This window comes from Pedobacter montanisoli (assembly GCF_022809115.1).
GTDB classification, from domain to species: domain Bacteria; phylum Bacteroidota; class Bacteroidia; order Sphingobacteriales; family Sphingobacteriaceae; genus Pedobacter; species Pedobacter montanisoli.
Genome location: NZ_JALGBH010000001.1, coordinates 348,255 through 370,962, shown reverse-complemented (window position 1 = coordinate 370,962; position 22,708 = coordinate 348,255). Strand labels below are relative to the sequence as shown.

General features: G+C 36.0%; 19 protein-coding genes. 10 read left to right on the top strand and 9 right to left on the bottom strand.

The features are described from left to right. Positions 1-565 precede the first annotated feature (565 nt). On the bottom strand, positions 566-1,210 hold the full coding sequence (locus MMF97_RS01665; RefSeq protein ID WP_243358008.1) for a DUF6266 family protein: 645 nt from the start codon (positions 1,208-1,210) through the stop codon (positions 566-568). A 479-nt stretch (positions 1,211-1,689) separates the two neighbouring features. Between MMF97_RS01665 and MMF97_RS01660 the strand changes: the two genes are divergently transcribed. From MMF97_RS01660 to MMF97_RS01615, 10 genes are all read left to right on the top strand, one after another. Beyond that, a complete protein-coding gene (locus tag MMF97_RS01660; RefSeq protein WP_243358006.1) occupies positions 1,690-1,950 on the top strand; it encodes a helix-turn-helix domain-containing protein in 261 nt (86 codons plus the stop codon). Between the two features lie 224 nt (positions 1,951-2,174). Further along, on the top strand, positions 2,175-5,252 hold the full coding sequence (locus MMF97_RS01655) for a type I restriction endonuclease (protein ID WP_243357995.1): 3,078 nt from the start codon (positions 2,175-2,177) through the stop codon (positions 5,250-5,252). Next, positions 5,253-6,875 carry an HsdM family class I SAM-dependent methyltransferase gene (locus MMF97_RS01650; RefSeq protein WP_243357987.1) on the top strand — a complete coding sequence of 541 codons (1,623 nt, stop codon included), beginning with the start codon at positions 5,253-5,255 and terminating at the stop codon, positions 6,873-6,875. Then, positions 6,862-8,253 (top strand): restriction endonuclease subunit S, encoded by a 1,392-nt coding sequence (locus MMF97_RS01645; RefSeq protein ID WP_243357985.1) that lies wholly within the window; start codon positions 6,862-6,864, stop codon positions 8,251-8,253. Before MMF97_RS01650 ends, MMF97_RS01645 begins: the two co-directional genes overlap by 14 nt. A gap of 11 nt (positions 8,254-8,264) precedes the next feature. Then, positions 8,265-9,371, top strand: coding sequence for a hypothetical protein (locus MMF97_RS01640; protein WP_243357984.1), 1,107 nt, complete (start codon positions 8,265-8,267; stop codon positions 9,369-9,371). 12 nt (positions 9,372-9,383) lie between these two features. Next, complete coding sequence (locus tag MMF97_RS01635) at positions 9,384-11,363, top strand: AAA family ATPase (RefSeq protein WP_243357981.1); 1,980 nt, start codon at positions 9,384-9,386, stop codon at positions 11,361-11,363. Position 11,364: 1 nt separating this feature from the next. Next, positions 11,365-12,795: an McrC family protein gene (locus MMF97_RS01630; RefSeq protein WP_243357979.1), complete on the top strand. Its 1,431-nt coding sequence runs from the start codon at positions 11,365-11,367 to the stop codon at positions 12,793-12,795. A gap of 268 nt (positions 12,796-13,063) precedes the next feature. Beyond that, positions 13,064-13,255, top strand: a complete 192-nt coding sequence (locus tag MMF97_RS01625; RefSeq protein WP_243357958.1) for a hypothetical protein — start codon at positions 13,064-13,066, stop codon at positions 13,253-13,255. Positions 13,256-13,263: 8 nt separating this feature from the next. Further along, a complete protein-coding gene (locus MMF97_RS01620; protein WP_243357956.1) occupies positions 13,264-13,671 on the top strand; it encodes a hypothetical protein in 408 nt (135 codons plus the stop codon). Positions 13,672-13,753: 82 nt separating this feature from the next. Continuing rightward, the gene (locus MMF97_RS01615; RefSeq protein ID WP_243357954.1) at positions 13,754-14,872 is read left to right on the top strand and encodes a TlpA family protein disulfide reductase; all 1,119 of its coding nucleotides are present in this window, start codon (positions 13,754-13,756) and stop codon (positions 14,870-14,872) included. An 11-nt stretch (positions 14,873-14,883) separates the two neighbouring features. On the opposite strand, the gene MMF97_RS01610 is transcribed toward MMF97_RS01615, so the two are convergent. The 8 genes from MMF97_RS01610 to MMF97_RS01575 all read right to left on the bottom strand — a co-directional run bounded on the left by MMF97_RS01610 (position 14,884) and on the right by MMF97_RS01575 (position 22,608). Beyond that, on the bottom strand, positions 14,884-15,333 hold the full coding sequence (locus MMF97_RS01610; protein WP_243357946.1) for a hypothetical protein: 450 nt from the start codon (positions 15,331-15,333) through the stop codon (positions 14,884-14,886). 11 nt (positions 15,334-15,344) lie between these two features. Beyond that, positions 15,345-15,794: a hypothetical protein gene (locus tag MMF97_RS01605; RefSeq protein WP_243357937.1), complete on the bottom strand. Its 450-nt coding sequence runs from the start codon at positions 15,792-15,794 to the stop codon at positions 15,345-15,347. Positions 15,795-15,806: 12 nt separating this feature from the next. Further along, positions 15,807-16,256: a hypothetical protein gene (locus MMF97_RS01600; protein ID WP_243357935.1), complete on the bottom strand. Its 450-nt coding sequence runs from the start codon at positions 16,254-16,256 to the stop codon at positions 15,807-15,809. A gap of 46 nt (positions 16,257-16,302) precedes the next feature. Then, complete coding sequence (locus MMF97_RS01595) at positions 16,303-16,917, bottom strand: hypothetical protein (RefSeq protein WP_243357924.1); 615 nt, start codon at positions 16,915-16,917, stop codon at positions 16,303-16,305. Between the two features lie 3 nt (positions 16,918-16,920). After that, on the bottom strand, positions 16,921-17,673 hold the full coding sequence (locus tag MMF97_RS01590) for a hypothetical protein (protein WP_243357922.1): 753 nt from the start codon (positions 17,671-17,673) through the stop codon (positions 16,921-16,923). Further along, entirely contained in the window at positions 17,612-18,838 is a 1,227-nt protein-coding gene (locus MMF97_RS01585) for a hypothetical protein (protein WP_243357920.1), read from the bottom strand. Before MMF97_RS01585 ends, MMF97_RS01590 begins: the two co-directional genes overlap by 62 nt. A gap of 136 nt (positions 18,839-18,974) precedes the next feature. Continuing rightward, positions 18,975-19,985 carry an energy transducer TonB gene (locus MMF97_RS01580; protein ID WP_243357918.1) on the bottom strand — a complete coding sequence of 337 codons (1,011 nt, stop codon included), beginning with the start codon at positions 19,983-19,985 and terminating at the stop codon, positions 18,975-18,977. Between the two features lie 97 nt (positions 19,986-20,082). Continuing rightward, positions 20,083-22,608 (bottom strand): cation-translocating P-type ATPase, encoded by a 2,526-nt coding sequence (locus MMF97_RS01575; protein WP_243357909.1) that lies wholly within the window; start codon positions 22,606-22,608, stop codon positions 20,083-20,085. Positions 22,609-22,708 lie beyond the last annotated feature (100 nt).

The following is a 22,708-nucleotide window of genomic DNA, read 5'->3' as shown; positions in this document are numbered from 1 at the left end:
ATCGGGACAAGTTGTCGAAATGTGAGTATTCCTGCAAGTTAGGCTTCGACAATCCTGATAGCTATCGGGACAGCCTGACACATTTAATGAGAGTCCGATGTCCGATGACGGATGTTTGAAGTTGGTAGTTGGGAAGTCTGAAGACGGATGACCGAAGTCTGAAGACGGATGACCGAAGTCCGATGACGGATGTTTGAAGTCGGGAAGGTTGGTAGCCCGAAAGTCTGATGACGGGAGTCTGAAGCCTCCTATTGTGCGTCATGCTGAACCCCTCCTTGTATCGTCATGCTGAATTTAGTTCAGCATCTATCTAAGGACAATATACAGACCCTGAAACAGCCTGTCCCGAACACATTTCAGGAAGTTCAGGCGGTAGTAATTAGATAGTGGCGCCAAAGGGTTCTGGGCGATGAAAAGAGGAACATGAGAAAGGAATGGTGTTAGGAGTTTAATAATTTATCAATTAAACAGTTAACCAATTTATGGGCAAGGGTGGTTTCGGACTACAAAAAGACATCAGAAAGTCAAGCCCGGCAAGATTAAGTTTTCTTACCGGGCACTGTAATCAGGTAAGGCTTACCGATCCAGTATAAATACTATCGGCAATTTCCTTACCATTCTCGCTAAAGAAAGAGATGTAAGTTTCAACCTCCAGTCCGGCAAACTGAGGCACTTCCAAAATCAGGTGCTGGTCTTGTCGGGTAAACTCAGTACTAAACCTGCTGCATACAGCCAGATCTTTTTCGGGGCAATAAGCTGTAACCAGACACATATCAGTATCAAGCGCCTTACCACTGCCCGCATTGTTTACCCAGGTAAACTCAACCGTACTGCCTGTACCTGCTGCGGCCTGTGGGTTCTCGGCATTGGGCAGATCGCCACGGCTCAACAGCACCATGTTATAGGCCACTTCATAATTGGGGAAATCGCCCCTAACACTGTTCTTAAGATTGTAAGAAAGACCAGCATTGAGCGGGGTCATGTGCTTGGCCAGGTTATGGTAACCTAGGTTTACAAAAGCACTCATCTTACGCATAAATTTAACCATCAGCACAAAACGCATGCGCTGTTCGTCCTGCTTAAAGCTGGAGCCCTGCCTTTTGCTGGTGCTCTTGCCCCGCATGTAGGTAATGCCGCGCCACTGTGCGCCCACTACCGTGCCTACCGTACCAGAGAAACCTCCCAGAATACCTTGTTTGATAATTCCCATAGTTTAATTTTTTAGTGAAACAATCAATTAACTAAGTCTAAAGGTAGAGGCTTGTTTTGTAATAATTTATAGGTCAGCTTGTTATGTAGGTGTTTTGCCCTTTTAAGACAGAGCTTTACCCCGTTAAGCCTGGGTATTGCCCTCTTTATTGCGGAAAAAGGCCGTTTGTTCGGCATTACTAAAATTTTTGCGGGCTTTTACAGGCCTGGTTTTAAACTTTAGAAATCATTTTAATGAGTGCTTAAAGCTGGTTAATTGCATGAACATTGCTTCTTAACCTGCTTTGCTTTTTTTCGCAAGCTGCCGAAGGAGTCCAGAATAAGACCAGAAAGAGTCCCGAAGCAGCTCGGGTTAAAAGTGGGTTTTTATTAAGGATTTTCTAATAGTTAAACCATGTAAAATGCCTTTAATTTGCTTAAGTGCCTTTTAGTTAATATCTTGTGGGTTAAGGTTTGCTTTTTTGTCTAAATTATACGCTTATGAACAACAGTAAATCAGATCAGCCGGTGCCGCTCAAGCGCATTACTTTTAAGTCTAAAGGTTTACAGTCTTTTACCAACGAAATTCTTGATAAACATCAGGTAATGGAGATCCTCAACATTAGTGAGCGTACGCTCAAAAATCTGGTAAGCCAGGGTTATTTGCCTTACTCGCCCATTGGTAACCGCTATTATTATTTGTATAGCGATCTGCTGCGCATGATGCAGAGGAATAGGCAGTGGGGAAAGAAGCCGGGTTGAGTTTTAGGGAGTAGGTTTAGTAGTTAGATATGAGATATGAGATTTGAGACCTGAGATTTGAGGGAGAGATAATATATGGAGTATTAGGTTTTGATCGCTTATCTTGATGCTTTGCTAAGCTCATTTTATAGGTATTATGTGCTACCTCTTTATAAAAAGAGGCTCTATTTGTTTTGGAGCCAGCCTGAATTAATAACTATATTAGCTGAAAAAACAGATTGTTAATGGCTTTCAACGAAGATTCAAGAGTTAAGATACCAGCTATACTGCACCTAATAAGATTAGGTTATACGTATATTTCTAGACGTGAGCAAAATAGGCTTGAAGAGACCAATATCTTTTCTGATATTTTTATAGCTAGTGTTCAACGTATTAATCCAACTGTTGAAGTTGAAGATATCAAACGATGTTTAGAAGAATTAACCTTAAAACTTGATTTTGATGATTTAGGTAAAGAGTTTTACAAAAGTCTTACGGCGACATCGGGTATAAAGCTGATCGATTTTGAGAATTTTAGTAACAACAGTTTTCATGTTACTACAGAGCTTACTGCTAAAAATGGAGAGGAAGAGTTTAGACCAGATATTACCGTTTTAATTAACGGAATGCCTTTGGTTTTTGTTGAAGTTAAAAAGCCAAATAATAAAGACGGTGTGTTAGCGGAGCGTAAACGAATTAATGATCGTTATAAAAACAAGAAGTTTAAGCGTTTTGCTAATATCACGCAGTTGATGTTGTTTTCTAACAATATGCCTTACGAAGATGGAGTAATAGAACCATTGCAAGGTGCTTACTATGCGACATCAGCTTATGCCGATTTACACTTTAACTACTTTAGAGAAGAAGAAACATTAAATTTAGCCCAGTTGCTAGTCTCGGAAAGTGATGAAATAGAAAATATAGTACTTAAAGATAACAACCTGATTGCTATTAAGCACTCTCCAGAGTTTAAAACAAATAAACAATTTAATACGCCAACAAATTTACTTTTAACATCGCTTTTAAATAAAGAGCGTTTGGCCTTTATTTTAAAATATGCTATTGCTTATGTAGAAGAAGAGATAAAAGGAAAGAAGATAACGCAAAAACACATTATGCGCTATCCGCAATTATTTGCTACTAAAGCTATTGAGCGTAAGTTAGAGGAAGGTGTAAAAAAAGGCATTATTTGGCATACGCAAGGTAGTGGTAAAACAGCATTAGCTTATTACAATGTTAAGTTTCTGACAGACTACTTTCAGAAGAAGAACATTATCCCAAAGTTTTACTTCATTGTAGATCGGATAGACTTAGCTAACCAGGCAAGTACAGAATTTGGCAATAGAGGTTTACATGTCAATCGAGTTAATTCTCGCCAACAATTTCTAGAAGATATTAAAAAAATTAGTACTGTACAAAATAGCTCTGGAGACAGGGAAATTTCAGTAGTTAATATCCAAAAGTTTACTGAAGAAACCATTGTAGCGAAAGATTTAGCTTATGATATCAACATACAAAGGGTTTATTTTATAGATGAAGCCCATCGCGGTTACAATCCTAAAGGCACAGCATTGGTCAATTTGCTAAAGTCTGATGAACAAGCTATTAAAATAGCTTTAACCGGCACGCCGTTATTACGTGAGGTAGCCAAAGAATACGATAGTAAAGCCTTATTTGGAGAGTATATTCATAAGTACTATTATAACATGTCTATTGCAGATGGTTATACGCTACGCTTAATACGTGAAGGCATTGATACGACCTATAATATGCAGATGAAAGCCGTGCTAGATGAAATAAAACTAGCACATGGCGAAATTGATAAAAGTGAAGTATTTGCGCACCCTAAATTTGTGCGCCCAATGTTGGAGTACATTGTTAAAGATTTGAATCAATTTCGAAGAGCAGAAAGTGACGATAGCTTAGGAGCAATGGTAGTTTGCGATACCAGTAAGCAAGCTAAAGCATTATTTGAGTACTTTGAAGAATTATATGGTATACAAGAGGTTGAATATGTACCTATGGTTGCAGAACCAGAGGAAGAGTATGACAAACCAAAAACAGGATTAAAAGCGGCTCTGATTTTACACGATGTAAACTCAAAAGATGAACGTAAAGAACAGGTTAAGCAATTTAAAGCAGGTGATATTGATATTTTGTTTGTTTACAATATGCTATTAACTGGTTTTGATGCAAAGCGGTTAAAAAAGCTTTACTTAGCTAGAGTAGTAAAAGATCATAACCTACTACAAACGCTTACTCGTGTAAATCGACCATATAAAAAGTATCAGTATGGCTATGTAGTAGATTTTGCCGATATCACCAGTGCCTTTAAAGACACAAACGATAATTATTTTAAAGAGTTACAGGGAGAGTTGGGCGATGAAATGCAGAACTACTCTAACTTATTTAAATCAAAAGAAGAAATAACAGCCGAAATTGTAGAAATTAAAGACAAGCTTTTTCACTTTGATGCTTTAAATGCAGAAATATTTAGCCAGCAGGTTGGCGAAATAAAAGACAAGCAAGATTTATTAGACTTAATTAAGGTTTTAACCAACGCCAAAGAACTAAAGAACATCATTAGGTTACAAGGCTTTGACGAAGAACTTTCTAAGTTAGATTTCTTTAAGTTAAACCAATTGCTGGCCGTAGCACAAGCGCAACTAGATAAGTTAAATTTAATAGATAACATTAATAATGAAGCCGACAATACCAATTTACTGAATTCTGCTTTAGAAGATGTTATTTTTCTCTTTACCAAAGTAAGTGAAGAAGAGCTGATTTTAGCTGACCAATTGAGGGGGCAGTTGAAAAGAACGAGAGAGGCTTTGCTAAGTAATTTCGACCAGAAAGACATAGAATTTATTTCGTTACGCGAAGAGCTAGAGCGCATTTTTAAGAAAAAGAATTTAGCCGAAGTAGGGCAGGAAGATATGCGTGATAACATTTTGCTATTACAATCTATTTATGATAAAGTAACCGAATTAAATAGGAAAAATAACTTACTAAAAGCCAAGTACGAACAAGATGAAAAATATGCTCGTTTACATAAACGTTTAGTAGAAAATAGCGGCGTTTCAGCTAAAGAAATACAATTACACGAGGCTTTAATGAATATTAAATGCCAAACCGACGAGCAATTGTTAAACAATAGAAATATTTTAGATAACGAAGCTTTCTTTAACCGCTATCTGCTTAATTTGGTAGCTACTGAATTTATAAAAAAGCAAAATATTAAATTAGATATTAACACCACCAAAAGTATCAATACCCTTATTGCTGGCGAATATTTACAAGAATACAATAACTATTATTTATAAATGACTGATTTAACCTTTATTACCAAAACCAAGCAACTGATAGATAGCTTGAAAAGTGTGTGTGCCAATTACGGTTTAGGTAACGATGGTAATGAATTTAAAATTATTACCCAAGTTTTCTTATACAAATTCATGAACGATAAATTCGCTTATGAAGCTAAAAAACTAGAAGACTATCAATTGGCTAAAGCCCCTAATTTTCAGCAAGCCTTAGAAAAATTAGACGAAGAACAATATAGTTTTTTGCTGATTTATATAGATGCCAATACGCCGCAACTTTACCCGCACCAAACCATTACCTATTTGCATAATAAGCAGAATACGGATGATTTTGCTAAATTATTTGACGATACTTTAAGAGATATTAGTATTCATAACACAGAAATTTATTCGGTAAAATCTGCTAGCGGTGCAAAAGACAAAATGTTTGATGAGTTAAGCAATTTTATTAGTGATGCTTCTCAACGCGATGCCTTTTGTAAAGCTTTAATTAGTAAGTTGTTTGAGTTTAGTTTCGAAGGGATGTTTAATGAGAAATACGATTTCTTTGCAACCATCTTCGAATATTTAATTAAAGATTACAATACCGATAGTGGCGGTAAATATGCAGAGTATTATACGCCACATGCCGTTGCACGTATTATGGCTGCCATTATGGTAAACGACCAGCCTAAAGGTGTAAAGGTTTACGACCCAAGTGCGGGCTCTGGAACTTTGTTAATGAACATTGCTCACGCCATTGGCGAAAACAATTGCAGTATTTACAGCGAAGATATCTCGCAAAAATCTAGTAATATGTTGCGGTTGAACTTGGTACTTAATAATTTAAGCCACAGCATACCGCACATTATTAAAGGTAATACCATTTTAGAACCTTATTACAGAGAAGAAAAGTTCGATTATATTGTTTCAAACCCGCCTTTTAAATTAGATTTCTCTGATTTTAGTACTGCATTAGATACCGATATTAACAAAAAGCGTTTTTTTGCCGGTATACCCAATGTGCCCAAAGCTAAAAAAGAGAGTATGGCTATTTACTTGCTTTTTATACAGCATATTATGTATAGTCTAAGCGAAAAAGGAAAAGCGGCTATTGTGGTACCCACAGGTTTTATTACGGCACAGAGTGGTATAGAACGTAAAATACGCGAAGCCATGATTGAGCAAAAACTGTTACGTGGTGTAGTAAGTATGCCAAGTAATATTTTTGCCAGTACTGGTACCAATGTAAGTGTATTGTTTTTAGACAATAAAGCCGATGCTGAGCATATTGTTTTGGTAGATGCCAGTAAATTAGGACAAACCATTAAGGAAGGTAAAAACCAACGTACGGTTTTAAGTTTGCAAGAAGAGCAACGCATCATTGATATAATGAACAATAAAGTGCCCGAAGATGATTTTAGCGTGGTTGTTTCTGCAGAGGATATCAAAGCTAAAAACTATTCTTTCTCTGCGGGACAGTATTTTGAAGTGAAGATTGATTATGTAGATATTACTGCTGAAGAGTTTAAAGAGAAGATGGAGGGTTTTGAAATTAAATTAAGGCAACTTTTTGCTGAAGGAAATGCTTTGGATGTTGAAATTCAGAAGCAATTGAAAGGATTGAAGTATGAAAGAAATTAAGCTATCTACTTTTATTGACGAAATTTCCATGGGACCTTTTGGTTCTGATATAAAAGTTGACAATTTCATCGATTTTGGTATTCCTGTTTTGAATGGTTCGAACTTGACCAATCATAAACTAGTTGAAGAGAGTTTTAAATATGTTTCCGAAGAGAAAGCGAATAAATTAGGAAAAGCAAATGCCCAAAGGGGAGATATAGTGATAACACACCGAGGGACACTAGGTCAGGTCGCTTACATTCCTGAGAATTCTAAATTTGATAGATACGTTATATCTCAAAGCCAATTTAGGGTTAGGTTCAAAAAATCATTAGATCCCGTATACTTTTCTTATTTAATGAAGAGTCGATATGGTCAAAGTAAACTATTATCCTTTAAAAATCATGTTGGCGTTCCCGCACTAGCTCAAGCCACTACAAATTTTAAAAGTTTAGAATTACGAGTTCACGACATTCTAACCCAACAAAAAATCGCTTCTGTTCTTTCCACATTAGATAATAAAATAGAGCTGAACAATAAAATAAATACCGAGTTAGAGGCAATGGCCAAAACACTTTATGATTATTGGTTTGTGCAGTTTGATTTTCCAAATGCAGATGGCAAACCTTATAAATCATTTGGTGGTAAAATGATTTATGATTCAACTTTGAAGAGAGAAATTCCATATGGGTGGGAAGTAACCGTTTTTAATGATTGGGTCAAACAAACAAAAACAGGTGATTGGGGTAAAGAAGAAATCGACGAAAATTATAGCGAACGTGTATTTTGTGTTCGTGGTGCAGATATCAATGGGCTAAATGGCAAAGGTGAAATTAAAGCTCCCGAACGCTATATTTTGAAAAATAATCTTTCTAAGAAATTAGAAAATAATGATTTTATTATAGAAATTTCTGGAGGTAGTCCCACACAATCAACCGCACGTATTGCTTTGTTGACTAAGGAAACTTTAGAGCGATTTGATACAACAGTTGTTTGTTCTAATTTTTGTAAGGCTGTAACCTTAAAAGACACAAGTTATGCTTTTAATTTTCAGCAGGAATGGCAAAGATTATATGATGCTGGTGTTTTCTTTGGCTTTGAAGGCAAAACAAGCGGTATAAAAAACTTCTTGTTTGATTCTTTTATGGAGTCTTACCATATCGTTAAGCCAACTAAAGAACTAGTATTAAAGTTTAATTCTACAGCTAAAGAATTAGAGAAGAAAAGGCAATCTAATCTTAAACAAAATCAAGAACTTGGGACTTTAAGAGATTGGTTGTTACCTATGTTAATGAATGGGCAGATTACAGTAAGAGATGCGAATGAAATTGTAGAAGAGAAATTGGAAGTGGTTACGGAGGAGCTAGAAATGAAAACAATAAATAAACAATATAAATAATTTAACAAAATATGATTAACGCTTCTCAAGAACTAGATGATATTGTAACAGATATCAAGAGTAAAGAATCTATCTTTAAAATCCCTACCGTATACAGTTCTGAATATTTTCCAGAATTGGTCGAAACTAGGCTAGAAGAGTTTTACAAGTTTTTATCAGACTATAGCATTGGTAAAAGGCTTAATTCTATTTATAGAACTTTAGAACAAAAAGATAGTAGTGGCGACCTATCTCTATTAACTAGGCTGCGAGCCTTTATTAAGGCTATAAACAGTTCTGTTAGCAGTTATTATGATGGGTTTACATATAAGGCATACGATGGATTTAGCACATCTTTAAACAACATCATAGAGTTTCATAACAATGTTGCGCTTAGTTATATTGAACCAAATCAAAGCTATTATAAAATAAGAGTTGATGAAAGCTTAAGTATCAAGAATAGAGAAGATAATTTTCATATCCCGTTTAATTTAAGGCATTTTTGCGCAACACAAAGATATAGTATACCTGGCATTCCGTCCATATATTTAGGCTCAACGTCATATTTATCTTACGAAGAACTTGGTAGACCTAAAATTGCGTCAAGTTATATTTCTAGATTTGAAACAAAAAAACTGATTAGAATAATTGAAATTCAAACGATTTATAATTTTTTGAAATTCTCTAATGATGGAGAATTAGTGGAAAAATTCAGACATGTTTTGAGATATTTAATACTATTTCCTCTTTATTTCACAACTACAATTAGGGTTATTGAAACTGGAGCAAGTTTTAAAACAGAGTATATCATCCCACAATTATTAATGCAATTTATTGGAGCTTCAAATAAAGATGATGATGCCATACGTGGGGTTAAGTTTCCTTCATCCAAACTAAAATATGATACAGATGATGACCATCGCCATTTTAGTTACGTGTTCCCAATCGTAAGAAGTAATAAGTCTGGATTTTGCGGTTATTTAAGTAGTGTATTTCATTTGTCTAAGCCAAAGCTAATATCAGACATATTGGGTAAAGGTGATATAAACATTCCCACTGTAAACTATGAGCATAGTGATTTTGATGTTGTAGATAACGCTTTACGTAGTGAAAAGGTTGATGATGTTTTGGCAGTCTAGTTATATGAATAAATGAAAAGCTATTGGAAGTTAGGCTGTAGATGGGGTAGTAAAAGTAAGGGTAAACCCTTGTTTTTTGATTTATTAGTTAAATATGGTATAGTAATAGGTTGGGAGAATAAAGACTATCAATATGGTGGTAATGTTTTACTTACTGATGGACATACGGTGCTGGGAGTAGCAAAAACGACTAGCCTGAGAAAACCAGTTTTTGATTTTCCTCAGTATAAAGAAGAATTTGAAGAGCTACAAATTGATTACTGTGAAGATTTGTATGTATATAATGCCAATATTGTTAAACTACCTTTGGATGATCGCTTCTTATTTAAAACACAGACGGGAATTTGTGGCATTGATAAGCAAGGAATCAGGCAAAAAATGGATAGTATTTTGGTTTCACATCACAATTATTTTAAAAAAATGTTGACTATAGAGAAATGTACTAATCTGCTTAAATACAAAAAGCAAATCATCTTACAAGGTCCTCCAGGAACAGGTAAGACAAAGTTAGCCGAAGAAGTTGCTGCTGATTTAATGCTCGCCGATGATCATATTGATGACTTTGAAGCCCCATTAACAAAAGAAATTATCTTAAAATATATTAACGTTGGGTTAGGTTTTCCTAGTGCAAAAAATATAGTACATTATACGGTAAATAAAATTACTGATACAGGGATTAGTTTATTAGCTTCTACTGGTAAACCATATATTCCACTTTTTAAAGAAATTATTGAAGCTTATAAAGATAAAGTTTGGGAAAAAGAAGGAGCTATTACTCAAGGTAATGATTCTTATAGTGCTGCAATTGCAAAATACATTTATTTAGAACAAAATTTAAATAAAGGAAAACAAGAAAAACTTGATCAAATTAAGCTGGTACAGTTTCATCCGAGTTATACTTACGAAGATTTTGTAAGAGGTATTACATCAAAGCCAAATGAAGATGGAGATGGAATTAGTTATGAAGCTGAAAATAAAATAATAGGGGCATTTGCAAAAAAAGCTTTTGATAATTATACGAAAAGTAAAAAGCAAAATATACCTGTAGAAGACTTAAAGGTTAATTTTCAAAGATATATAGATCATGTTATAGCATCTTTGGATGAATCTGTAGATAAAAAATACCCTATATCTGATGCTATTCATATTTGGTATGTAGACGATAAGAGATTTAAATATAAGGGAGAAGATTGGAAAGGACATCCAAATGGTCTTAATATGAACTTTGATCAATTGGAAAAAATTCTGGAAAGTAATCTTACGGAGAGGAGTGAAATCAATAAGTTGAAATCACTTAAGTCTTTAACACGATCTCACGCAACATATTATGCTAATGTTGTTGCCAAATATAATGAGTTCATAAAAGATAATCCTGTTAAAACAATTCCAGACGAACCACTAAAAAACTACATTTTAATAATAGACGAAATTAATAGAGCAAACTTGTCTTCTGTCTTGGGAGAATTAATATATGCGTTAGAATACCGTGATAAAGAAGTTGATAGCATGTATGAGGTTGATGGAAGTAATAAAATTACGCTTCCTCCAAATCTCTATATTATTGGAACCATGAATACCGCAGACCGAAGTGTAGGCCACATTGATTATGCGATTAGAAGACGTTTTGCTTTCGTTGATGTACTACCAGAAAACCTAGCAACTAATAACGATCTAGTTTTTCATAGTAATTTGTTCAAGGCCGTTTCAGAACTTTTTGTTAAAGACTTTGATCCTCAAATTAAATACACCTCTGATAATGCCGTTAATAACGATATTTATCTGTCTAATGAATTTGAGGCTAAAGATGTTTGGTTAGGCCATTCTTATTTTATTCAGGTCATTAAAAAAGACGAAAAAGGAAAACAACTGCTAATTCCAGAAAATATGGAACTAAGATTGGAGTATGAAATTAAGCCTATTTTAATGGAATATGTAAAAGATGGGGTACTCAAACCGTCAGCGGTCGAAAAAATAAAAAATCTTACGATATAAAATGGGTATCTTTTTAAAAGAACATATTGCCCATACCTTAAAATTAACCGACGATTTCAATCTTGTAAATACACAAAAGATTGAATACTTGTACAATCATTTAATTGAAGAAATTAGACCTCGTAAATTTAAAACAGAAAGAGGAAAGGATTACTATTGTTTTAATTGTAAGATTTCAGAAAAAGAAGTTGTATTACAATCTGATTATTTTGTAGGGATAGATTGGCTCACCAAAGATCGTTTTATTCATGTTGAGCCTAAATTAAATATAGAAATTTTAAAATCTTTTGAGACAATTGCAGCTGTAGACGATGACGATATTTCGGAAGAAGACATTCGGAACTACGAGAAAGAAGCTGCAAAAAATGCTAAAAATGAAATAGTTCAAGAGGTTGATATTATTGCGATGCTTCTAGAAATCATGTCTCACACAGAAATAGCAAAATACACTGATAAGTTGCTATTAATTGATTGGGAAGCAACTGAAATTCCTATTACTCAAAGGCAAGATCTATTAACCCCGTTTTTAGTTGTTAAATTTTTAAAACTGCTTCAAGATATTGTTAGAAAAGGATTGAAAAAATCTTATTACAAGATAACAGAGAACTTAAATAATAGGATAAAGGGAAAGATTTTGATAGGGCAGCAAATTAAGCAAAACATTTTTAAAAATCGCCTTACAAATACCGTATGTGAGTATCAAGTTTTTGGAGAAGATTCCGTAGAAAATCGTTTTTTGAAACGAGTATACCTATTCTGCACTAAATATGTAGAAAACAATGTCAACTTTTTTAAAGATAAAAACAATATTTCTTGGATAATTAACTACATACGCCCAACTTTCGAAAAAATCAGTTCAGAAGTTGATCAGCATGAGATAAAGTATTTAAAATATAACCCTTTCTTTAAAGAATATAAAGAAGCTATAAAAATAGGACAACACATTCTAAAAAGATTTTCTTATAACATTACCAAAGCTACGGAAGAACAGATCTCTACACCGCCATTTTGGATTGATATGCCAAAAATGTTTGAACTTTATGTTTTTGCTGGTTTTTTAAAAGATAATTCAAACTTAACCGCTAATAATTTCAACTATCAATTTTCTACACATGGTAATTCGTTAGATTTTCTGGTTTGCGATGAAAGTTCTGAAAAGAAGGTGAAAATAGTTGTAGATACCAAATACAAGCTTCGATACAACTACGGACAAATACACAATGATATTAGACAGGTTGCGGGCTATGCTAGATTAAATAAGGTGAAAGAAAAAGGGCCAAAAATAGAAAAAGAAATACCTTGTTTAATCATTTATCCCAAACTTGATAAGGAGCCAGAAGTAAGTCTAAATGTTGGCGATCTGCTGAATAACGAGATAAATGCTTATCATGAAGTTTATAAATTAGGTATTAATTTACCTTTAATAAGTTAAGATAGGGGAGGAATACGAGGCTTGAATCTGTGACCAATTGTACGTTCAATTTATTATACCCCCAATAGGATTCGAACCTATTGAGTTCTTTAACGAAATACGTTCTATTATTCGTTTGCTGCAATTTAATTATTTTTAAGATAGATGAAAGAGATACTTAAGAAAAACAAGAAATTTTAAAACTGATTTTGTGCATAATTTGCTTTTCTAAAACACGATAACTATTTTTAGTTTAACTAAATTAACTATTCACATTAAGCAACGCTCTATGAAGTATTTTCTATTGATAGCATTGGTGCTATCCCTGTCAACAAGTTCATTTGCACAAGTTCGTTACTCAGGCCGTAAGCATACTACTAGCCATGGCGGGCATTACCAGAGTGGTAAAGGCAGCTCGCATAAAGGCGGTAAGTATAAAAATACCAGAACCAGCAACAAGTACGGAAGACATAAAAGATAGGTTGTAGTATGATAGACTTACTTTCTAATGAACGCCTTGTAGCCAGTATAGACAATGACGCGATCATATTAACCAACCAGCGCCTACAATTGGTTTCAAGTGGGAATTATCGCATTATACATCTTAATCAAATTTCATTTATTGAAGTAGAAGTGAAATATAATTACATTACGCTTGTGGTAGCTGTTGTTATACTGGTTGGCGGATTTGCTACTGGAGGACAAGAAGGAGGGATTGCAGGTATTATTTTGTTCCTGATGTTAATGGCCTTATACATCTTTTTGCCTTCTAAAAGTATATTAGTGCGTTCTTCTGGCGGAACTATAGCTCATAAAATAAACGGAATTAGAAATGCGGATGTTCATCGGTTTATTTTTTTAGTACAAGAGCAGATGAATAAAATTAAGACGGTTTAGAATAAAAATTATTCCATTGTAAAACAAAGCTACTTTTGCTTTACCAATTACAATGCTTATTTTTAAATCAAACCCAGTCTTAATGTCCAGCCTGAAACACCTGCTTTCTGCCTCATTGCTGCTGATAAGCCTCAATGGTTTAGCGCAGTTTAAAGCTATAGTTGAAATTACTGCCGCCAATTTAGAAGGCAAAACCCTTGAGTTGAATATACAAGATAATAAAGGCTTTAGCTTTATTCAAAGCCAAAAGCAAACCTTACAAAAAGGTGCGAATACCTTTGTTTTTAAACTGAGCCAGCCCTCTAATATGGCCAGCATAGGGCTGAATATAGCGGGTAAAACCCTACAGCAGACCCTGGTAATAGACAGCGGAAAGAATGTTTTTAATATAGCCTTGGTAGATAACAAACTGGCGATCATAGCTTTTGAGGCCAAAGGATATGCCATAAGAAAGGCCATGGCCGATAGGTTTGTTGATCAGATGAAGCAGTACCGCGAAGCCAGCGGTAATAAAGAAGCCCGTGCATTACCTGTTAAAGAAATGAACGACTTTTTTATGTGGAGCCTAAACCACTTGGAAAAAAATCCCGGTAATTATTACAGCCTCATCACACTTTACCAGATCAGTGCATCTAACCGATCTGTAGCATTCTCTACCGCTGCATTGGCTACGCTTAAAAAGCTCGACCCTGCTTTACAGGCAACGCCTCTGGGCGAGCAGATCTTAAAAGATAACCTGGAAATTATTAAAAGCATAACTGCAGCCAAGACGGGTAAAGAAGTACTATCCTTTACCGTGAACGACATTAATGGCAAAGCTTTTTCAAACAAAAGCCTTGCGGGACAAATTTATATCATTGCTTTTTCGGCTACTTGGTGCATCCCTTGTCAAGCACAATTGCCTAAACTGAAACACATTTACGACCAGTATAAAAGCAAGGGTTTGAAAGTGGTCTATTTTAACGATGATAATAAAACAGATCTATGGAAAAAGCATATAAAGGAACATCAGTTAGACTGGATCAATGTTTCTGAACTACAGGCGCCGGGCAAATCTAAGATTTCAAAGTCTTTTGGGGTATATGCCATACCCAGTTACCTCATTATTGATAAAGCCGGAAAGATCTTTTACAACTCAGACGATACCGACCACGAGCTGCTTAAGTTTGAACAAAAGATTAAGGAATTGTTTGAAGGATAAGGGAGAGTAATTTAATCTTCCCGTATCATTTCCTGGGCTTCCACTGTTTCTCTACCTTTAAATTTCATTTTCCCCGACCATGTGCCACCGCCCCAGTCATATATATATAGCATATCATTATCAAAAGTATAATTATCAAAATCTTTGGGGTTAATCTTCAAATTATCAATATCGGTTTTATCTGAGTGTTTGTACATCACTATAGTATAACCTGTATAATTTGCCAAATCTTTAGCTCTGTTTTTATAGGCAAAGCTGTCAACAGCCCGTTCATTTTGAAGATTGTCTTTATAGTTTTTTACAATGTAAACATCTTTCTTATAGTAATATGGCTTCCCATTATCAGGCATCGTATCAATTTTTGAGAATTGATCTAACTTGATAAATTCTAATGGCTTTTGCTTGCAGGAAAAGATAAATCCTGCTATAATTATCAAAAAAGGTTTAAAATATGCTTTCATTAAAATTTAGCTTAATCTTCCCGTATCATTTCCTGGGCTTCCACTGTTTCTCTACCTTTAAATTTCATTTTCCCCGTCCATGTGCCACCGCCCCATAAATAAGTAAAAATCTGATCGTTATCAAAAGTATAATTATCAAAATCTTTGGGGTTAATCTCCAAATTATCAATATCGGTTTTATCTGAGTGTTTGTACATCACTATAGTATAACCTGTATAATTTGCCAGATCTTTAGCTCTGTTTTTATAGGCAAAGCTGTCAACTGTTCGCTCATTTTGAAGATTGTCCTTATAATTGTAAACGATATAGCAATCTGTTTTAAAGAGTATGGTTTTCCCATCCCTTTTTATAGTGTCTATCTTTGAAAACTGATCTAACTTTGAAAAAGTTAAAGATTTCTCCTTGCATGCAAACACCAGTGTGAGCAGCAGAAAAACAAAGGTTTTTAGAAAGGCTTTCATTAAATTTTGGCCTTAATCTTCTCGTATCATTTCTTGGGCCTCGACTGATTGTCTGTTTTTATACTTGTATTTTCCAGACCAAGTGCCATTGCGCCATATATATACAAAGACTTTGTTGTTATCAAAATCTCCATTATCAAAATCTGCTGGATTTTCTCTTAGGTGATCAATATTTGCTTTTTCAGAAGCCCTATAAACGATAATCTTATATTCGGTATATTTATACAATTCCTTATCTCTGCTTTTGTACATTGAGCTATCAATTATTCTTTCACTATTAAGATCATCTTTATAGTTATTGACTATAAAATAATCTTCTTTGTACAGGTTTGCTCTGCTTCCACCTTTTATAGTATCAACTCTCGTAAATTGATCCAGCTTGATAAATTCCAATGATTTTTGCTTGCAGGAAAAGATAAATCCTGCTATAATTATCAAAAAAGGTTTAAAATACGTTTTCATAACTTCTTAATCTCTACCTTCAATTCTTGTTTTAATTATGTGTCAACTAAGGGTGATTATGGTAATAGCCGATATAGTCAATAAGCCAACGGCCCTTTTCTTTTGTTAAGGTAAAAAGCATCTTTAGATTGGAATAAGTAGAGGACTGAGGTATATAAAACTGGACAATGGCCTTATTGTGTACGATTGAAATTCTCCTAAAAATGCCTGATTTGTAGCGATCGTAAATTCCTTCTGGTTCAAAACTTCCAAAAACAACATCAAAGTTTAAACCGGGGATAGAATAGATCCCATCACTTTTGGGCGAGGCTTTAACAAGTTTTAGTTCACTTTTTATTTTTTGGTGATATTGCCTTAGATTATTGATAAACGTTTCAGAGAGACAATGACTGGCTCTTAAGCGATCTAAATAGTTTTCAACAGCAATCATATTAACAGTTGGCTTTATAAGGGTATCGATCTCCTGCCACTCAATTATATAATTACGCAGTTTTGTCGTATCAATGGTTTCAACAGGTTGTGTTGCCTGTTGCTTATACCATCTTAAAAATTCAATTATTGTATTTTTGATGCCCTCCTGATCGGAGTTGTTGACGGGCTTTTGGCCCCAACAAATGTTGAAGGCTAAAGAACAAATGAATATTAAAACAAACTTTTTCATCTTCTATTTTTTTATGCTTTTTCTAACCTGTGTCACTATATAGTCGTGCATACCTGGATAGTTTCGATAATTAACTACAGCTGTCTTTCCTGTGATTTTACCAGTTGTAGCATTGTAGTAAAGCCTGTTGCTAAAACTTGCACCTTGAGACCGGTTTGAGGTGGCACTATCGACAAACTGGAAATATTTGCCTTTGTCATCTGTGCCCATGCCAACAATTACCACATAATGATCAGTTGAATTATCCAAGTTTTCAGGTGGAGCGCCAGCTCGATTATCTACTCCAATTAGTACAGGTATTTTTTGCTGCAATGAACTAATAATGTAACTAATGGCCTGCTTGGTTTTGGATTGATTAACTCCATTCTGTTCAGTATAGATTGAAAAAGTTTGACTGCCTGGTAACCACCCAGAACAGGTATAACCAGCTTTTCCCAATTGTTCTTTCGCAAGTACAAGGCAACTTTCTTTAACAGTGCTATTGGGTTTATTCCTCATTTCAACAAAATCCTCAAATTGAATTATGGTCTGGCGGTCAATGGTTGGCCAGGGCTGTCCATCCTGATATTCTTGATAAACGGTTTGATCGAGATCATTTAGGATCTCATTGTCAGGATCTGTCCAGTTATTTGGCTCTGCATCGGCTATTAGGTCAGGTCCATAAGGAAAGAACTTTGTTAAGAACTGATAGATATTAATCTGCGGGCTGTTTGCGGTTAGATAAGCTACTCCCCCATCTTGCGTAATTGTAAGCATCAAGAGTATGATTTTGTGCATCCAAATAATCGCTCAGTTCCATAACCACAGTTCCATTTGCAGGATCACTTAAGAAATTGATCTGCCTAACGTTTATGATCTGAAGATTATTGATCAGTTGTTGTGCTTGGCTTGGCATCGTTGGTGGAACTGAATTACAATCTGGGTTTTGGTGTACCATCAGTTTAGTACCAGTTGCGCCACTGTGAACACCCAAAGGGCCTATAGGTGGGTTAGTAGTGTCGCATGGATCATAATCAGGTGGTGGTGTTGGTGAAGTCCCGCCTCCGCCACCAGATCCTCCACCACTTCCACCGCCTGTACCAACTCCGTCATCCCATACATAGCAGTCGGTGACATCTTGGGACGCAACACGATAACCTGCTCTCTTATCACCGTCCATGTTACAATCTTGTCCCGGCCAGTGCCCATCACCGGCACATTGATATGCAACTATGTAATAGTAGGTCGTAGTATAGCAGTCAACAAATACCATCATCGTTTTACCTTTCGAACCGGGTAATTCTCCTTTACCCATTACTTTGGTCGTTGAATTTTTATTAAGCTCACTATTAGGTGATGCAGAGCCTATGCTCGGCAAAGCTGTTGAGGCCGATTTAAGATAGGTTACACTGATATCGCCTTCAAACTCTCCGGGGTTTCCGCTACGCCATTTGGCAATCCATTTTTGTGTCGGTGCATAAGTATTGATAAAAGTGAGCGTTCTTTCGGGAGATACATCTACCGTTAGGTTCTGGAAAACGATAGCCCTGGGATTGGACAGCTTAATGCTGAAAATATAACTGGTACGATCTCCGTTTTTAACAATGGTTACGCTGTCTGTATTGATCTGGAGGCCCTCATAAGTTTCGGGTGTATTGACGGCCATGGTTTTAGCCTTTGGGTTAGCTGTCGTGAGCATTTTGCCTACACTGCCCAGAACATTAAGGTCTGTTTTTGTTTTGAAAGCATTGAAGCTCACCTTCTCCATTTGCGGACCTTTGCGGTACTCGGCATTTCTTTTGACAAGTTCAGGATTACTGTATTCTTGTTTACTCTGGTTAAACAGATCTTTTTTACAGGAAACACTACATAAGAGAAAAAGAGTAGATAAGATTAAAAAGGAAGAGTTCCTTTTTAAGTTAAGAAACGTTTTTTTGAGCATAGAGCGGTTTTGTCTGGTTTAGTATTGTAACCTAAATTATCAATTAAAAACCAAATCAGCAAGAATTGTTGTGATAAATATTTTGTATTTTTTGCTTAAAATTTTGAGCAGTAAAATAATTCAAGATCTAAAAAACTTAATTGCAGTATTTCTGTATAAGAGGCGGGGTAGCCGTACTGCCCAGCTTTTCAGCTTTTTTCCAGTCATCACATGCACCCGCCAGATTGCCCAAAGCTTGTTTGCAGAGACCTCTTTTGTATAGATTGTCGGTATCTTCGGGGTTAACTTCAATGGCTTCGCTGTAATAAAAAATAGCTAACTCATAGTTTTTATCCTGATAAGCTTGATTGGCTTTTTGTGTGTTAAAGAAATCGTTCATAATCTCTTTACCATAATATTTCAATTTACAATACATGAGCACACTTACGGGTTTGCCATTTAGGTATGCCGGGCTCCACATATTTTTAGTTTTTTTAAAGGCTTTCTCAAACATTTCCTGATATTGAGGGCTTATGCTTTCTAAGGTTTTAAGACTGTCTATCTGACCTTTTTTGTTTACAATAAAGCTCACTATATGTGTTCCTTCTCTTCGTTTTTTGTCGCTCAACTCGTTGTACATGAAACTTTGCAGGTTGTTTCCTGTAAATCCGGGATATATTTTCTGACTTGTATTGTAAATGGTGTCGTTTTTTGTAATCAAATAGATATCGCTTTTTGATAAAGGGAGTTGGTCTTTAAAGTACTGTTCTGAAAAGAAAGTATATTTTAAAGCTTTTGGGTCTTCATGGCTTGAACCTGTACTTTCAAAAAGTACCAGTTTCTGGTTGTTCATTTCAAAGATTCTGAAACTGTTGATCACGAAATCTGCCGGAGTCATAATATAAAGCATATTTCCTTTTATTTTATACCTGTTCTCATTTCCTAAATTTTTATATACAGTAGAAACATATAGAATATCCGGGCTCTGAAAAGTGTATTTAATGTAATTGTATTTTAATACATTGTTATCAGGTAACTCCGTTCCGTCTAAATAAGAGATCTCTGCCTTAATCCATGAACCAGATAAATCTTTAGGATTTACCTTGGTTACCTGTGCAAAAATCTGTAGCTTAATTAAAATAAATAAGAAGGAAAATAAGTAGCGCATAAATGGTTTAATAATTTTTCCTAAGGTATTAAAAAAGTTGAAATGCCTCAATAAGCATATTGTTTCTTTGCGGTTTTAGCTAATAAAAAGATAGCTCCTAATGTAAAGAAGCCTGCCCCTTACCAACCAAATACCTTTTATACAACTTATAAAGTTCAAACCACAGCACAGAAACAGCCGCAATGAGCAGGGCTATGCCTAGTTCAGGCAGGCTCAATCCTTTTAATTGGAAGAAATTGGCAAAAGGCCTGATGTATAAGATGGCAAAGAGCAAGATTAACGTAAGGCCAATAACAATAGGGAAAAGCATATTTCTGTTTTTTAAGCTATTGAATAAGCTGTAATGAAAAGAACGGTTAACCAGACTCAGGAGCATGTTAGAAAAGATCAGGGTTGTAAAAACCATTGCCCTTGTATTTTCTTCGTCTCCGGCATGTTGCACAGCCCATTGATAGGCAAATAACACCCCTGCGGTAATGACAAGCCCCTGAATGATACTGATAGCAAGTTCGCGAAGATTTAAGAAAGTATCTGTTAAAGTTCGTGGGGGCTGTAGCATGGTGTTTTTCTCCATCGGTTCGTTTTCATAAACAATGGAACAGGTTGGACCCATTACCAATTCCATAAAGATAACGTGAACGGGGGTAAAGATCTGCGGATAGATCCAGCCTAAAAACAGCGGCAGCGATACGGTAAGAATAATGGGGATATGAATGGAAATAATGTACTGTATAGCTTTTTTGATGTTGGCATAAATGCGCCTGCCTGCGGCCACGCCAACAACCAATTTGTCCAGATCATCATTGGTAATGATTAAAGCGGCAGCAGCTTTTGCAATCTCTGTTCCTTTATTGCCCATGGCTACGCCAATATGTGCCGCTTTAAGCGCCGGACCATCGTTTACCCCATCGCCCAGCATGGCCACCACTTCGCCTTTTTTCTTTAGCGCATTAACTACCGCCAGCTTAGCCTCCGGAAACATGCGGGTAAATAATACTGTACGTTCGGCAATGGGTATTAATGCTTCCTGGGTATAGCCCTGAAGGTCATTGCCGCTCTGCACCTCGACTGTATTTACAATACCTGCCTGTGCAGCAATGCTTGCAGTGGTATCTGCATTATCGCCGGTGATGACCTTTACCTGGATCCCGGCATCATAGATATGTTTAAACACCTCTTTTATGCCCGGTTTGGGCGGATCATAAAACACCACCAGTCCTAAAAAGTTAAATTCAAAGTCTTGCTGCTTGTCTGGAAAATCATTACCTGCATAATCAGATCTGGCTACACCCAGTACCCGGTAACCTTCTTTGCCAAATTGTGTGATCTGTGCTCTAACCTTGTCTTTCTCCTGATCTGAAAGCCTGGACACCGCAAGAATAGCCTCTGGTGCTCCCTTGGCAGCAATGATGCGGTCTTTAGCCGCATTTTGGAAGAGATGTGTCATCATGGGTGGTTTACCTTCTAAAGGATATTCATGAAACAGCTCATAATTGCGGCGCACATCTTCTTTTTGCGTGCTTTCATACACTTTATGCAGCGTTTTTTCCATAGGGTCAAAGGGAACGGGTTCACTGCTCCACATGGCATAATTGATCAGGGTAGATAACGCAGGATTGTTAAACGCGTCTTCCTCAAAAATCTGATCAGATGGATAATTGTACAATTTCTTGAGCTGCATGCTGTTTTCTGTAATGGTTCCCGTTTTATCGGTACAGATTACCGTTGTGCTGCCTAAGGTTTCAACAATGCTGGTTTTTTTAACAATGATCCCCTCGCGCATTAATTTCCATGCGCCAAGGGCCATAAAAGTTGTAAAGGCTACGGGTATCTCCTCCGGAAGAACAGACATGGCCATGGTTAAACCGTTTAACAAACTGCTAACTAAACTGCCGGTTTGTATAAAGCTGTAGCCCCAAACCATTAGAAAGATGATAATACCCGCTATCCCCATCCATTTTACAAATTGGCGGATCTGGATTTGTAAAGGAGAACTCTCTTCTTTTATGCTTGTAATCGCATCGCCAATTTGCCCGATCTTGGTGGCTTTGCCAATATGATCTACTTTAAAAACGGCCAGTCCCGAAACTGAGATGGTGCCACTGTACACCTGGTTGTTATCTGAATCACTATTTTTAAATACCGAAAAACTTTCGCCGGTTAAAGAAGCTTCGTTTACCGAAAAATCATTGCTGTGCACAATATGCCCATCGGCATTGATCATTTTACCTTCTTCCGTAATGCAAAGATCACCCACCACAATTTCATGCGTGGGTAATTTGATTACTTTACCTGCTCTAATCACCATACTCAAAGGCTCGTTGAGTTTTTCCAGCTCTTCCAGCGCCTTTCTGCTGCGGTTATCCTGATACAATGAAATGGCCGATACGGCAACGATAGCCACAAACATGAACAGTGCCTCGCCATAATTGCCTACAATAACATAGATGATAGAAATTGCAAAGAGCAAGATCAGCATAGGTTCTTTCAGGATATCTACCAGCATCTCAAAAGCACTATGGCGTATGGTCTCTATTCTATTGAAGCCATAACGCTCTCTGGATGTTTTCACTTCTTCGGGAGATAAGCCCTTTAGCTGATCGGGTATGTTGTAAGATGCCATATTGTTCTGATTTGATGCAATTAAACTTAAGTTAGTAAAAGAGATTCATATTTATGGAAAGTTAAGAGTCAAGCCACAAATAGCGGTCTCTGATTGGATA

What these genes read in the sequence shown, in the direction of transcription:
- MMF97_RS01630 (WP_243357979.1), top strand. Translation starts at nt 11,365, where the DNA reads ATGGGTATCTTTTTAAAAGAACATATTGCCCATACCTTAAAATTAACC.
- MMF97_RS01615 (WP_243357954.1), top strand. Translation starts at nt 13,754, where the DNA reads ATGTCCAGCCTGAAACACCTGCTTTCTGCCTCATTGCTGCTGATAAGC.
- MMF97_RS01580 (WP_243357918.1), bottom strand. Translation starts at nt 19,985, where the DNA reads ATGCGCTACTTATTTTCCTTCTTATTTATTTTAATTAAGCTACAGATT.
- MMF97_RS01645 (WP_243357985.1), top strand. Translation starts at nt 6,862, where the DNA reads ATGAAAGAAATTAAGCTATCTACTTTTATTGACGAAATTTCCATGGGA.
- MMF97_RS01605 (WP_243357937.1), bottom strand. Translation starts at nt 15,794, where the DNA reads ATGAAAGCCTTTCTAAAAACCTTTGTTTTTCTGCTGCTCACACTGGTG.
- MMF97_RS01660 (WP_243358006.1), top strand. Translation starts at nt 1,690, where the DNA reads ATGAACAACAGTAAATCAGATCAGCCGGTGCCGCTCAAGCGCATTACT.
- MMF97_RS01650 (WP_243357987.1), top strand. Translation starts at nt 5,253, where the DNA reads ATGACTGATTTAACCTTTATTACCAAAACCAAGCAACTGATAGATAGC.
- MMF97_RS01640 (WP_243357984.1), top strand. Translation starts at nt 8,265, where the DNA reads ATGATTAACGCTTCTCAAGAACTAGATGATATTGTAACAGATATCAAG.
- MMF97_RS01665 (WP_243358008.1), bottom strand. Translation starts at nt 1,210, where the DNA reads ATGGGAATTATCAAACAAGGTATTCTGGGAGGTTTCTCTGGTACGGTA.
- MMF97_RS01585 (WP_243357920.1), bottom strand. Translation starts at nt 18,838, where the DNA reads ATGCTCAAAAAAACGTTTCTTAACTTAAAAAGGAACTCTTCCTTTTTA.
- MMF97_RS01625 (WP_243357958.1), top strand. Translation starts at nt 13,064, where the DNA reads ATGAAGTATTTTCTATTGATAGCATTGGTGCTATCCCTGTCAACAAGT.
- MMF97_RS01635 (WP_243357981.1), top strand. Translation starts at nt 9,384, where the DNA reads ATGAAAAGCTATTGGAAGTTAGGCTGTAGATGGGGTAGTAAAAGTAAG.
- MMF97_RS01590 (WP_243357922.1), bottom strand. Translation starts at nt 17,673, where the DNA reads ATGCTTACAATTACGCAAGATGGGGGAGTAGCTTATCTAACCGCAAAC.
- MMF97_RS01595 (WP_243357924.1), bottom strand. Translation starts at nt 16,917, where the DNA reads ATGAAAAAGTTTGTTTTAATATTCATTTGTTCTTTAGCCTTCAACATT.
- MMF97_RS01610 (WP_243357946.1), bottom strand. Translation starts at nt 15,333, where the DNA reads ATGAAAGCATATTTTAAACCTTTTTTGATAATTATAGCAGGATTTATC.
- MMF97_RS01575 (WP_243357909.1), bottom strand. Translation starts at nt 22,608, where the DNA reads ATGGCATCTTACAACATACCCGATCAGCTAAAGGGCTTATCTCCCGAA.
- MMF97_RS01655 (WP_243357995.1), top strand. Translation starts at nt 2,175, where the DNA reads ATGGCTTTCAACGAAGATTCAAGAGTTAAGATACCAGCTATACTGCAC.
- MMF97_RS01600 (WP_243357935.1), bottom strand. Translation starts at nt 16,256, where the DNA reads ATGAAAACGTATTTTAAACCTTTTTTGATAATTATAGCAGGATTTATC.
- MMF97_RS01620 (WP_243357956.1), top strand. Translation starts at nt 13,264, where the DNA reads ATGATAGACTTACTTTCTAATGAACGCCTTGTAGCCAGTATAGACAAT.